We start from the raw sequence: 13095 nt of genomic DNA, 5'->3' as shown, positions 1-13095 counted from the left end.
CCCATTTATCGTTACAAGAACTTTAACGGTTTTTATAAAGTCTTATTTCCTGAACTAACTTATTGATTTGACTGAGTTGTGCGTCCACCTTCGTACTCACTATTTGAAATGTAAAGTCTATTTGACATCATTAAATGTACAGTCTATTATACATTCAATTGCAATCGATGGAGAAAGGTCACATGCCACGCATTGAAGGAAAACTGGTTATTAACAACCGAATTCAGGAATTGAGATTTGAGAAGGGTCTCACTCAGCAAGATTTGGCCGAGTCCGTCGATGTAACAAGAGCAACCATCATCGCCTTAGAGAAGGGAAGCTATAATCCCTCTCTGGAGCTTGCCTTTCGCTTAGCTAAATTTTTTAAAGTTGGAATTGAAAAACTATTTTTTGAGAAAGGACCTCGCCATGAATAAAGTCGTTCATCATATCCAAAACTATCTCGTCTATACCCTGCCTTTTGTTTTCATATGCATGGCCTGGGGAACCATTAGTCCAGAGAAAGAAATTCTAAAAGATGCCCCCTTCCTAACAAAAGCAATATGGGAGCTGCTCTCATGGAATTTGATGTTGTGGTTCGCAGTATTGATCCTATTTCTCGTTCTCTTGGTCGCATTGCCGGAAGCACGAGAAAAAACTTTAAAGCGTTTAGCTAACTTGAAAGAACGTGATGAACGGGAACAATACATTACTGGAAAGGCTTCGCGAACTGCCTATATCTCAACGCTCAGTTTGTTGGTTTTCCTTTTGTTCTTTTCAATTTTTTCCCTGAACATTCATCGAGCAACAGAAAATGAAGCCATTAACGGCAAGACCGGTACAGTGTCAATCGGGATACAATTCAATCTTCTGGACAAGCCTCGTGTTGAAACTAACCAGGCAACAGGACAGGTTCTTTTTGAATCGAAAGATATTGCCCTTTCAAAAACGGCCATCCTTCTCATTTTAATTTTATGGCAGCTTGCTGCGTTTAACATTACCGCGAGAAGAGAACACATGGGAGATTTGAATGCTTAGTGATTTGAATGTTTAGTGACTTGGAGCCTTTTACCGGAGAACCGTAGAACCAGAACCGTAGAACCAAGTCTGACAAGAACATCTGCTCTCGGTCTTGCGACTTTAAATTTTCATTTTTGATTTCAGATGCTTAATTGGTTCGAAGTGGCGGAGAGGGTGAGATTCGAACTCACGAGACCCGCAAAGGTCTGCCGGTTTTCAAGACCGGTGCTTTCAACCGCTCAGCCACCTCTCCTCAACCTGAAACTGTACGAATTCGGTCAGACTACTTAACATGCAGCAGTTGAGTTTTCAACTTTGGCGCGACAACAGAAGCAGAAATCCCGTCGGGCAAGTTACGAAGTGAAGTCCAGCCTGGCAATTGATTTCTGTTCCCTGGGCGGAATGTTCTCGATTTAAAGGCGCGTTGCGTCTGAAGCCACAAAAATTGCTGCCGCACCTGATGCCGTACCTGATGCCTTACCCGATACCGTACCAAAGTTAGCTCCTAGCCGCCGAACCTATAACTTCTCTCCCCCCCATATAGGGCTGAAGGACCTTTGGAATGAGGATAGAACCATCTTCCTGCTGGTAGTTCTCGATGATGGCTATCAAGGTCCGGCCAACTGCCAAACCAGAACCATTGAGGGTATGAACAAATCTGGGCTTGGCTTTGGCTCCTGCAGGGCGAAAACGAATATCAGCCCGCCTGGACTGAAAGTCTTCGAAGTTAGAACAGGAACTAATTTCCCGAAATTTCTCCTGCCCCGGCAACCAGACTTCGAGGTCGTAGCACTTTGCCGCACCAAAACCAATGTCACCGGAACAAAGAGAGACAAGCCTGTACGTAAGCTCCAGTTTCTGGAGTATGCGTTCTGCATGCGATGTAAGAGCCTCATGCATTTCATAAGACTTGTCGGGATGAGAGAAAGTGACCAGTTCAACCTTATTAAATTGATGCTGTCGAATCAGTCCTTTCGTGTCCTTACCGTAGGAACCGGCCTCTGACCGAAAACAGGGGCTGTAAGCACAGAAGCGAAGAGGCAACTGGGATTCTTCCAAAACTTCACCCGCAAAATAGTTAGTTACGGGAACCTCCGCTGTGGGTACGAGATAGTAGTCCGTGTTCTCCAAATGAAAGACGTCCTCTCGAAACTTTGGAAACTGCCCAGTGCCAAACAGGCTTTGGCTATTCACAATAAAAGGGGGAATCATCTCTTCGTAGCCGTGCTCAAGCGTGTGAACATTCATCATAAACTGAATGAGTGCTCTTTCAAGGGCCGAGGCTGCCGAACGCAGAAAGGTAAATCTCGCACCTGTTACTTTTCCGCCACGCTCAAAATCAATAATACCCAGGGCTTCGCCAAGTTCAATATGGTCTTTTGCCTTAAACGCAAATTTGGGAATTTCACCAACGAGGCGAATTTCAAGATTATTCTCCTCACCCTTACCGATTGGCACGGAGTGATGACAAATATTTGGCAGCCGCGAGAGCTTCTCATTTAGCTCCGCTTCTTTGGAGACTGACAACTCAGTCATTTCTTTGATCTGTGAACTCAGTTTCTGCATTTCAGACAATAGTACGTCGGCATTCTCTCCGGCTCTCTTTCTCTTTGCGATTTCAAGGCCAACCCGATTTTGTTCGGCTCGGGCCTGTTCAGCTTGAGTAACAAGTGCCTTTCGTTCGCTATTCAAACTGAGTAGTTGATCCACAAGAGAGCCGTCTTCGCCGCGGTTCTTTAAGGATTCACGGTAGGCCTCGGAATAAGACCTTCCCAACCCATCCACTTGTTCGCTTTTCTCGAGAGCCTTGATATCGATCATAGATACATTCCTCATTCTTTTCGACTGCAAATTCCCGGCGGCTTTTTCTCCATCTTGACTCCATAAGACGTTTTGGAGTCAAGCGGTTTCAAAATGCCTGATGAGAACTTAGGGTAAAATAATTCTTTTATCTTCGCGACCCAACCCAAGCCACCAACTTGGCATGTTAATTTCATGCTATCAATTTTCAACCTTCCAGACTTCATGTAGAGGATCTGATTACCACAAAGGTGAATTTGTACATGTAAATATTTCTTTGATTATTTTCGTTTTTTTAGTCTCTGGTGGCTATGTCCATGGTCAACCGAACTGGGACAGCTCTCCACCCAGAGAAAGAGGGAGTTGTCGAGTGGCACTCGCCTCAAGCCAATCCCTAAGGGAACCCCGATTTCAAAATCACGAACATCAGGCGCGGTGGTCACTCAAAAGGGCTCGACAGCTGTCCGATCAAGGAGAAGCGAAGAGCGCCATCGCAGTGCTGGAGAGACTCTTGGATGTCCAACCATGGAATGTCCAGGCTCATACGAAAATCGCCCAGCTTTACCTGCAAGCAAGTCAACCTGAATTGGCGGAGAGCCACGCACAGAAGGCCATAGAGATTGAGGGACCTACCGACCGCAATCTTTTGAATTTGATACAGATCCAACAGGTGAACAGTCCTCAGAAAGCACTTGAAACTACAATTGATGCTTCTACCAAATACCCTGGTAACATATTCTTTTTGAACAAGAAGGGTCAGCTTCTGCGGCGGCTCGAACTGTACATAGATGCTTATCACGTGATTGAACTGGCTTTAGCTATCGATTCTCAGAATACTGTAAGCCTGACTGAAATGGCCCATATATTAGCCTACCTAGGTTCATACCATGAATCTCTAGCAATTTTAGATCGCCTGGAGGAATTGAATGTCAAATTTTCCAAAATTCAAAACATTCGTACATTAATTCGAGTTAAATTGGCGACTAAATCTCGAGGCGAACAAGAAAAAAATAGAATCACGGGAAAGTCCAAAGTATAAGTATCATTTGCTCAATTTGATCTTATGTCTTTGCTACTGCCCGGGAGCCACCAAGATATAAAGCCTGAGGAGCATTCCGAGAAGGACGCAAAAAAGGTCAAAGACCAAAACGCTCGATAGCCGCCAGGATTTGGATAACCTGAGAAATGCGGCTGTAATTGATACCATAACAAATAGAAAGGAAAAAATGCCATATTTAATGGCTTCATCGCCTATCAACGCAAAGGCTAGACCCAGAATTGTGCCAGATATCAGGCGAACCAACCCCAATCCAAAACTGCTTGATGTCTTCTTGAATTTTTCCTGAAATGCCTCTACCAGCTGAGCCATGGGCCCCTCCTATTTAGCGATAACTTGTCTCTAACGATTCGCTCCGCGTGCCGCATCTTCGATCCGCTTTTCAATCAACACGCGATCCTGTGCTCCCGGACTGAGCTGGAAGTATTGATTAAAAGTCTCAGCCGCAAGAACCAAATTTCCCTTTCCAAGATAAACCTCACCTAGCTCTCGATAGATATCAGGCAATGCAGAATCATATTTAGAGGCTGCCTTTAACATGCTTTCGGCCATATCAAAACTGCCCATCAGTCGATAACAGCGGGCCAGTTTCACATAGGCTTCTGCCCCTTGAGGACGCAGCTTGATGGCTGTCGTGTACTCTCGTGCGCAAAGACTGTGTTGATTCATTCGATAGTGAGCGTCGGCGGCCAGAATGTAGGCGTCTGCGAGGTTTGGATTAATTTTTTTCTCCTCTTCGGCTTGAGCCAAGGCCTCTTTTGGATCACTCATTTGAATCGCTGCTCTTCCCAAATGATAATGAGCGCTCGGATGACTCGCGTTGATTCGCAAAACCCTTTGAAATTGTGTTTTTGCCTCCGTAGGCTTGCCAATCTCCAAGTAAAGCAGCCCGGCCTCAAAGAGAGGTTCCGTGTCAGCCGGATCTAGAACGGCTGATTTCAGAAGAGACTCCAAGGCCGCCTGAGTCTGACCATGCAGTCGCTGTGCTTTGCCTAAGAGCAAGAAAGCCTTTTTTGGTTTTTCCTCAATTTCGGTTACCTGCCGAAATATCTCAATCGCTTCAGGGAATCTTTCGTCGCTCAGTAGCATTTCACCTAAAGCCATTCGGTATTCCGTTACAAGTGGGTAGCTGTTGACGAGCTTAAGAAGATAATCTAATCCCATCTCAATGCCCTTGATCCCAGCAAGCGCTCGAGAATATTCAATTTGCCCCTGCCGACTATTGATATCTAATTCTATGGATTTAGATGCATATTTATAGGCCTGATTCGGATCATTATCAGCAAAATAAGCTTGAGCCAATAAAATATTGGTTTCAACATCTGTCTCGTAAAGAGAGAGAGCCTTATTCCCGTAGCCTATTGCTCCCTTGGCATTTCCACGTCGCAGCTCTACCAAAGCATAGCCTCGAAAAACTTCATGACTCCTGGGTGCCACTCGTTGCGCCTGCGCCAAAACTCTGGCCGCAGATAGAAAATCATAACGTTGAGTGAAGTAATCCGCTAAAAGCACGTAGGCATCAATAAGTTTTTGGTCCGCTTTTATGGCCTTATTAAGCCAATCAATCGCCTCACGACTGAAACTCAATTGCCACAGACTTTGTCCAGCTTTGTAAGCAGCCAGAGCGTTTGTCTTATCGAGCTCAAAAGCCGTTTTATAATGCGCCTGAGCAGCATTGTAATCACCTTCACGCACAAACTGATCACCTTGAAAAACCATTTGCTGGCTGCTTACCGAAGTGCTTGCTAGCCTCTCTTTGCCACCTAAAACAACGATCACATTTTTGGCCATGGCATTGCTGGAATTATAAGAATATGATTTTTGGGCGTATTCCAAAGCCAGCGTATTGTCTTTGCGAGCCAAAGCCACTTCAGCCAGACCAAAATAAGCCCGCGAGAATGTGGCAGTTGGAACCAAATCATTTGTCGCCAAGGCTTCCTTTATCAACTCAAATCCCTTTTCTGAATGATTCAAGTCCTTGATTTCAAGCAAGCCCAATTCAATCTTTGCGATCTTATGATGGGGATTTTGACTCAACACCTTACGATAGATCTTTGCTGCTTCACTAGAGTTCCCTGATTTTGTCCGAAACTCCGCCTCCAAAATATATGGAGCGAGCCATCTAGGAGAAAGTTGCTGTGCTGAATTTAAATATCCTATTGCGGTTTGAAGCTCCCGCCCCCCGGATAACAAGTAGGCCTTTAAATAATAAAACGGAGTGGGTGGTTGAGCAGAGGCGCTGTAAGTCTCGAGAATCGCCTCCGTCAAACTCTTTGCTTCTGGATACCTACTCCGAACCAAAAGATCCACCACTTGGCAGGTCGCCGTGTTTTGGCCCGCAGGATCAATCCCACTCACTCGTTGATTGGCAATACTGATTGCTTTCAAATCACTTGAGTCTTGATAAGCGTATGGCCACAATTCAAAGTAGGTCAGACAAAGTAAGGCTATCATGCTGGCATTTTGATGATCGCCCTCTATGACTTGGATAAGCTCATTTTGTGCATTCAGAAGACTAAAATAATTTCCAGCTGTATACATCTCCTGAGCGCGACGCGTCCGTTCAGCAAGTTGAACCTTAGACAAAGGCTTCGTTCCTTGATGCAAGTGAAGCAAATGAACACGTTCCCCTTTTTTTTCCCTTTCAAGTTGAGAAATTACACCCAATGCAATCACAATGATCCCAATCATCATCGGGAGTCTAAGTTGTCTGAATTTCTCCTTCTTTATCAATTTTCCGAGATCAGCCAGCTCGATGACACCGCTACCGTCCTCTTGTCTTTTAGAACTGCGACGTTCTCTTTTTTTATTTTTTGATCGCTCTTGAGGATTGAGATTGTCATTTTCTAACTTATGGTTCTTGTCATCTTCTGTTGGATCACTTGTCTCGATCTCTCTCTTTACACTCCCTCGAACAGGATCCTGCGCTTTCTTTTCCGTGGCACTCTCTGCGGATGAAGTCAATTGGCTTTCTGATCCGCTTGCTGCAGAGGAGTGAGATTTTCTTCCACTCTTCCCTCCCAGGGGAGTCAAGGAATCATAATTTTCATCATAGGCAAGGGAAGAATCCTCACCCTCCAAGGCCTCCATTAAGCGATCATAGAATTGAGGCTCTTGAGAGATGGCAAACCAACTCCCGCCAGGAAATGTCGCAATGGACTCATCGCCGCACAGTTCCCCCCGGCCAATTTTATAAAGCACTTTCTCAGTGCCAAATGGCCCATGGATTCGCCCGTCGGTATCTTTAATAATCCATTTTTTTGGACGATCTGACATTCAATGATTCTTCCGTGAATTCTTGAAAACCCATTTCTATTTCTCGCGTTTTATAATGGCCCCTAAGTTCGACAACTTCTCCTCAAGTCTTTCATACCCACGATCCAAGTGGTAGATACGACTGATTTTAGTCACTCCACTGGCGACGAGACCGACGAGTACCAGACTTGCACTGGCCCGCAAGTCTGTCGCCATCACCGGTGCTCCCTCGAGACGCCCGGGAGTTCCCCGGACGACCGCCACTCGAGACTTTGGTGTTATATCAGCACCCAGTCGCACCAACTCCTGAACATGCATAAATCTATTCTCAAACACCGTTTCAGATATGAGGCTGGTTCCCTCCGCCTGAGTCATCAAAGCCATGAACTGGGCCTGCAAATCTGTTGCAAAAGCCGGAAAAGGTGCCGTTGTGATATCGACTCCATGAAATCCATTATTTCGATGGACAGTGATTTCATTTTTTCCTCGAGATATCTTTAATCCACTCTCCTCCATCTTCAACAAGAGGGCTTCAAGATGATCAACCACACAATCCGTAACAGTTACCTCTCCACCCGTTATCGCTCCTGCAATCAACAAAGTTCCTGCTTCAATTCGATCAGGAATAATTCGGTGAGTAGCCGGTTTTAACGAATTAACTCCTTCAATTTTTATAATACTTGTGCCCGCACCCGTAACCCGAGCTCCCATCGCATTTAGGTAATTGGCGAGGTCGATAATTTCTGGTTCCTTCGCGGCATTTTCAATAAGGGTGGTCCCTTCGGCAAGCACGGCAGCCATCATGAGATTTTCAGTGCCCCCCACGGTTGGGGAATCAAATAAAATCCTCGCTCCGCGCAACCGAGAACATTCCCCAATGACATAACCCTTCTCGATCTTCAAATCGGCGCCCAATTCTCTCAAGCCATCCAAATGGAAATTAATGGGACGAGAGCCAATTGCACAACCGCCTGGCAGACTTACAACTGCGTGTCCGTAGCGAGCAAGAAGCGGTCCTAAACACAAAATACTTGCCCGCATCTTGCGAACAATATCGTAGTGAGCCTCAAAACTATCTGCCCGTTGCGTTTGAATTTTGACTGTATTTCCTTCACGACTAAAACGGGCCCCTAGGGAATTCAAAAGCATTGCCGTCGATTCGATATCCACAAGATTTGGCACATTTTCAAAAAAATGCTCACCCTCTGCCAATAGCGAAGAAAAGAGGATAGGCAAAGCTGAATTCTTGGACCCGCTTGTCGCTACGGTTCCACAGAGAGGACCGCTCTTTGCTACGACCATTTTATCCATTCGTGTAACCTTCTCCCTTTGACATCTATTTCTTTATCGCGAACACCATTCTATCCCATCCCGCCAGGTCATGATAGGATTCAACGCGTTCAAATTGACCTTTCTGCAGAATAATTTTGACAACTTGCTCCGACTGTTTTGCTCCGTGTTCGACGACCAAAGCCCCACCTTTAGCCAGGCTTCTTGCTATTATTGGAACCCATTCTGAAAATTGCTCCAATCCAGTTTGGCCTCCATACAGAGCCAAATGAGGTTCAAATTTCTTCACCTGTGGACTGATTTCTGGATCCTCAAGCCCAATGTAGGGAGGATTTGCCAAGACTAAATCGACCTTGTTCCAGTCAGACAAGGCAGATCCCATTTTTTTCTCGAAATCCTGCACACTTGATTCAATGAAAGTTGTTTGGTCCATAAGGCCCAAAGTCTGAGCGTTTTTAATAGCATAAGTTAAGGCTTGAGCAGAAATATCTATCGCTAATAAATTCCCGCCACATTGTCTCAGCAGTGATAGTCCGATACATCCTGTTCCACAGCCAAAATCGATGAATTTGAAATTTCCTTTCCTTTCAGGTTTAAGAGACTTCAGCCACTTTTCACCAAATTCAACAAGCATCTCAGTCTCAGGGCGGGGAATTAAGACACCTGGTCCAACAAAGAAGCGGGACCGATAGAAGTCCCGGTAACCAAGAATGTAGGCAAATGGTTCGCCTGCGGCCCTTCTTTCTATCCAAGCAAAAAATTGATTTTCTTGGTCCTCTGTAATTCCCAAGGACCCTTTGATGATGAGATCTTCTCGACGCCACTTCAACTTTTCAGCCAGAAGCCACTCCGCTTCCAGCCGCGCGTTTTCTATCAGAGCATCCGTTAATTTCTGAGTACCAAGCCTGATTATCCCATCAATAGTCATTTTCAGCTGTCGTCCTATTTCAGACCCTGTTGTTTCAGCAGTTCGGCCTGAAAATGAGCCTTGAGAGGATCAATGATTGGCTCCATGTCTCCCGCCAATACCTCATTCAACTGATGAATAGTTAATCCAACTCGATGGTCCGTTATTCTCGACTGGGGAAAATTGTAGGTTCTTATTCTTTCGCTTCGATCTCCAGTTCCCATTTGAGCCAATCTGGCTGTGGAAGCTTCCTTTCTTGCTTTTTCTTCCTCTAGAGCCAACAACCGAGAATACAATACCTTGAGTGCTTGTTCCTTGTTTGAAAGTTGTGACTTGCCATCCTGACAACTCACCACCAAACCGCTCGGAATATGAGTCACTCGAACAGCTGACTCCGTCGTATTAACAGACTGGCCCCCGTGTCCGCTCGAACGAAACACATCTATACGCAAGTCGTTGGGGTCAATCTTTACGCTCACTTCATCTGCCTCAGGCAAAATGGCCACAGTGACAGTTGACGTGTGAATTCTTCCCTGAGACTCAGTCTTTGGAACCCTCTGAACTCGATGAACACCACTCTCAAACTTTAAGTTTGAGTAAACACGATCGCCAGCTATAGAAGCAATAATCTCTCTGTACCCACCTAAGTTGCCAGGAGATGCACTGATCAAATTGACTTTCCATCCTCGTTTGCTCGAGTAATGAGAATAGGCCGCAAACAATTCAGCGGCAAAAAGACTCGCCTCGTCTCCACCTGCACCCGCACGGATCTCTAATATGACATCCTTCTCGTCAGCTGGATCCTTTGGCAATAATAGAACCTGTAGATCCCTCTGCAACTGATCTTGGACTTGGACCAAATCCGCCAATTCCTCCTTAGCGAGATTTCTGAGTTCTTCGTCCTTGTCGTGTTCCAATATTTCTTTGTTACCAGCAATTTCAGCTAAGGTTCTTTTGTATTCCCGAAAAGTACGAACCACATCCTGAAGGCTCGATAGTTCCTTCATTAAATTTCTGTACTTGTCCTGATCATTTGCAATTCCGGGCTCTTGCAACTCTTGTTGAATTCGCTCGAAACGACTCTCCACCTCTTCGAGCTTTGAAAACATTTTTCGCTCCGCTTCCTAATCAATTCTTTTTTGGATGTTTATCTTTACTTATATTTTTTAGGCATGTTATCAAGGTAGTTCTCTGTAAAAATTATCATCTTTCCTGAGCGAAACATCCACAGAGTTGTCCACATATTTTGCTATGCGCGTCAATTCTTTGTGATCATTCCGATCAATCCCAATCAATACTACTTTTTCTTTTATTTTCAAATAGTTATCAGCCACTCATCCCTGACAAAAAGTCTTTATTGCCCTTGCAATCTTTCAACTTATCCAACAAAAACTCCATGCTATCCACAACATTCATAGGGGCCAATACCTTGCGTAAAATCCACAATCTATTCAGCTCACCCTTTTCAATTAGAAGGTCCTCTTTACGAGTTCCCGACTTATTAATGTCCATACACGGAAAGATTCTCTTTTCCATGAGTTTTCTGTCTAAGTGAATTTCAGAATTACCGGTTCCTTTAAATTCTTCAAAAATGACTTCGTCCATTCGCGATCCCGTATCAATCAGTGCGGTAGCTATAATCGTTAGACTTCCGCCCTCCTCAATATTACGAGCAGCACCAAAAAATCGCTTTGGCTTATGCAGCGCATTGGAATCCACCCCGCCAGACAAGATTTTTCCCGAGGGCGGCACCACCGTATTGTAGGCACGAGCCAGGCGCGTGATTGAATCCAACAAAATGACCACATCATGCTTGTGTTCAACAAGACGCTTCGCCTTTTCTATAACCATCTCAGCGACTTGTACGTGTCTTGTTGGTGGTTCATCAAAGGTTGAACTCACAACCTCCCCTTTTACCGTGCGAGACATATCGGTCACCTCTTCAGGCCGCTCATCGATCAGCAAAACGATAAGCTTCACCTCAGGGTGATTGCTGGAAATTGCGTTAGCAATGTTCTGAAGCAAAACTGTTTTTCCTGTGCGCGGAGGAGCAACAATCAAAGCCCGCTGACCTTTTCCCAAAGGTGCCATCAAATCGACCACCCGGGTGGTATATTCGTTGGGCTGGTGTTCTAATAACAATCGCTCTTGCGGATAAAGTGGGGTTAAATTGTCAAATAGGATTTTATTCTTCGCCTTTTCTGGTGGCTCAAAATTCAGAGCATCAACCTTCAACAGGGCAAAATATCGCTCCCCATCTTTGGGCGGTCGTACCGTACCAGTTATCGTGTCGCCCGTGCGCAATCCAAAACGGCGAATTTGAGAGGGACTGACATAGATATCATCAGGTCCTGGAAGATAATTATAATCGGGAGAGCGCAAAAAACCATAGCCATCAGGCAATATCTCCAAAACTCCATCACCGTAGATATCTCCAAGCTGGGCTGCTCTCTTCAATATCCAAAAAACCATATCTTGCCGACGCATTCCGGCCGCATTTTCAATTTTAAGCTTTATTGCCAGAGCGGTGAGATCACGAATATCTTTTGATTTGAGATTTTTTGAGCTGAGATCACCCCGCTCATCCTCACTCAAATTGATATCTGACAAATCGACATTCTCGTCTATGACTTCAATTTCATCTTCCTCGCGCATCGGCATCTGACGTTTGCCGTTGTTTGGAGCTCCCCCATATTGATGGCGCTTCTGTTGCTGGTGAGACGGTCGACCCTTCTTATGAAGATTGTTGGGCCGAAAATCCCTCTTCTTGTGGTGTCTATCGCGATCTCGATCCCCACGATTTTCTTCTAACCGATTATCTTCCACGCGATTTTCTGCTCTTGGCTCCGACTCGACCGCTCCAACTGGAGCTGTAGGCTCTTTTTCCTCTGACATTACTTATTCACACTTCCCACCTACCTCTAGGCGGTCCCTTTCATGATAAAACAGAGAGATGACATCTCTTCCCAGGTCGCTTGATAAACTTCGTATTCTTAGAGTGATTTCACTTCATTTTTATTTGAATTTTTATCCGAGAAATAAAATAGCCTGAGTGGCTAGCGAAAAGACCCTACAATTAAAACACACTTGCTCATTAATGTTACTATTAGGCCAACGAAAACCCTTACTCACGGCTGGCATTAATTATGGCTGCGCCAGAGCCTCTGTCAATCATCAAAATAAACGTCGTGCTGCGTTGCCAACAGGTCTCCCTTTATGACAAATGGGCAAATTGCGGTGAAATTGCCCCCATGAATTCAGCGGCCGGAGACGTTTCAATTCGGGCCACCATATCACCAGTTTTTTGACAAAGGTTTAGTCAGTTCGAAGAAAATGTTTCGTCCTTCTCTTTATTTTTTTTGGCTAATACCGATAATTTATATCGAGGGAGGGTTTTTAACATGGAGACTTACAATTCTGATTTACCCGCTCCGCGGCTTCCGTTAGTCATGGATGTGGAATTCCGACGAAGCTATGCCCGACAATCCGATAAGGGTAAGCTGCGAAATATTAGTTTGACTGGCGCATTTCTAGAAACTGGCGTTCTAGGACTTGGGGCTGAGGATAAGGTAAATCTCACTTTTGTCGTCAGTGGCAGAAGACGAAATATTACAGCGACAGTTGTGTGGAAAAATACTTTGGGATTCGGGGTACGATTTCATCCAACAAACAACCGTGACATACAGATCGTTGACGATCTGATGTACTTTGTCGAGAGTAAGCGTGAAACTCGCAGAGACGTCCTAGACAACATTTTTAGGCGTGTCGCCTAGCCCCAAGCTTCGCG

The 13095-nt window shown here is 45.1% G+C and carries 11 protein-coding genes and 1 tRNA gene; 4 read left to right on the top strand and 8 right to left on the bottom strand.

Annotated elements, in window-relative coordinates:
- Positions 1-209: 209 nt before the first annotated feature.
- Positions 210-416, top strand: coding sequence for a helix-turn-helix transcriptional regulator (locus IPL83_17570; GenBank protein ID MBK9040934.1), 207 nt, complete (start codon positions 210-212; stop codon positions 414-416).
- Positions 409-1017, top strand: a complete 609-nt coding sequence (locus tag IPL83_17565; GenBank protein MBK9040933.1) for a hypothetical protein — start codon at positions 409-411, stop codon at positions 1015-1017. Before IPL83_17570 ends, IPL83_17565 begins: the two co-directional genes overlap by 8 nt.
- Before the next feature lie 145 nt (positions 1018-1162).
- On the opposite strand, the gene IPL83_17560 is transcribed toward IPL83_17565, so the two are convergent.
- A tRNA-Ser gene (locus IPL83_17560) sits at positions 1163-1252 on the bottom strand.
- Between the two features lie 245 nt (positions 1253-1497).
- Positions 1498-2820: a serine--tRNA ligase gene (gene serS / locus IPL83_17555; GenBank protein ID MBK9040932.1), complete on the bottom strand. Its 1323-nt coding sequence runs from the start codon at positions 2818-2820 to the stop codon at positions 1498-1500.
- Between the two features lie 349 nt (positions 2821-3169).
- Between serS and IPL83_17550 the strand changes: the two genes are divergently transcribed.
- On the top strand, positions 3170-3838 hold the full coding sequence (locus tag IPL83_17550; GenBank protein ID MBK9040931.1) for a hypothetical protein: 669 nt from the start codon (positions 3170-3172) through the stop codon (positions 3836-3838).
- A 33-nt stretch (positions 3839-3871) separates the two neighbouring features.
- Here IPL83_17550 and IPL83_17545 read toward each other — a convergent pair whose 3' ends face one another.
- From IPL83_17545 to rho, 6 genes are all read right to left on the bottom strand, one after another.
- Positions 3872-4168, bottom strand: a complete 297-nt coding sequence (locus IPL83_17545) for a hypothetical protein (protein MBK9040930.1) — start codon at positions 4166-4168, stop codon at positions 3872-3874.
- A 30-nt stretch (positions 4169-4198) separates the two neighbouring features.
- Positions 4199-7132: a tetratricopeptide repeat protein gene (locus tag IPL83_17540; GenBank protein MBK9040929.1), complete on the bottom strand. Its 2934-nt coding sequence runs from the start codon at positions 7130-7132 to the stop codon at positions 4199-4201.
- Positions 7133-7168: 36 nt separating this feature from the next.
- Complete coding sequence (gene murA / locus IPL83_17535; protein ID MBK9040928.1) at positions 7169-8422, bottom strand: UDP-N-acetylglucosamine 1-carboxyvinyltransferase; 1254 nt, start codon at positions 8420-8422, stop codon at positions 7169-7171.
- Positions 8423-8447: 25 nt separating this feature from the next.
- Complete coding sequence (gene prmC, locus IPL83_17530) at positions 8448-9329, bottom strand: peptide chain release factor N(5)-glutamine methyltransferase (protein ID MBK9040927.1); 882 nt, start codon at positions 9327-9329, stop codon at positions 8448-8450.
- A gap of 14 nt (positions 9330-9343) precedes the next feature.
- Positions 9344-10417 (bottom strand): peptide chain release factor 1, encoded by a 1074-nt coding sequence (prfA, locus tag IPL83_17525; protein MBK9040926.1) that lies wholly within the window; start codon positions 10415-10417, stop codon positions 9344-9346.
- A gap of 217 nt (positions 10418-10634) precedes the next feature.
- Entirely contained in the window at positions 10635-12203 is a 1569-nt protein-coding gene (gene rho, locus IPL83_17520; GenBank protein MBK9040925.1) for a transcription termination factor Rho, read from the bottom strand.
- Between the two features lie 506 nt (positions 12204-12709).
- Here rho and IPL83_17515 point away from each other — a divergent pair.
- Positions 12710-13081 (top strand): PilZ domain-containing protein, encoded by a 372-nt coding sequence (locus IPL83_17515; GenBank protein ID MBK9040924.1) that lies wholly within the window; start codon positions 12710-12712, stop codon positions 13079-13081.
- The last annotated feature ends 14 nt before the right edge of the window (positions 13082-13095 follow it).

It is taken from the genome of Bdellovibrionales bacterium (genome assembly GCA_016716765.1).
GTDB lineage: Bacteria > Bdellovibrionota > Bdellovibrionia > Bdellovibrionales > UBA1609 > JADJVA01.
This window is presented reverse-complemented; position numbering and strand designations above follow the sequence as displayed.

Excerpts from the sequence above, each read along its gene's own strand:
- IPL83_17565 (MBK9040933.1), top strand. The coding sequence starts at position 409 with ATGAATAAAGTCGTTCATCATATCCAAAACTATCTCGTCTATACCCTG.
- serS (MBK9040932.1), bottom strand. The coding sequence starts at position 2,820 with ATGATCGATATCAAGGCTCTCGAGAAAAGCGAACAAGTGGATGGGTTG.
- IPL83_17545 (MBK9040930.1), bottom strand. The coding sequence starts at position 4,168 with ATGGCTCAGCTGGTAGAGGCATTTCAGGAAAAATTCAAGAAGACATCA.
- IPL83_17540 (MBK9040929.1), bottom strand. The coding sequence starts at position 7,132 with ATGTCAGATCGTCCAAAAAAATGGATTATTAAAGATACCGACGGGCGA.
- murA (MBK9040928.1), bottom strand. The coding sequence starts at position 8,422 with ATGGATAAAATGGTCGTAGCAAAGAGCGGTCCTCTCTGTGGAACCGTA.
- prmC (MBK9040927.1), bottom strand. The coding sequence starts at position 9,329 with ATGACTATTGATGGGATAATCAGGCTTGGTACTCAGAAATTAACGGAT.
- prfA (MBK9040926.1), bottom strand. The coding sequence starts at position 10,417 with ATGTTTTCAAAGCTCGAAGAGGTGGAGAGTCGTTTCGAGCGAATTCAA.
- rho (MBK9040925.1), bottom strand. The coding sequence starts at position 12,203 with ATGTCAGAGGAAAAAGAGCCTACAGCTCCAGTTGGAGCGGTCGAGTCG.
- IPL83_17515 (MBK9040924.1), top strand. The coding sequence starts at position 12,710 with ATGGAGACTTACAATTCTGATTTACCCGCTCCGCGGCTTCCGTTAGTC.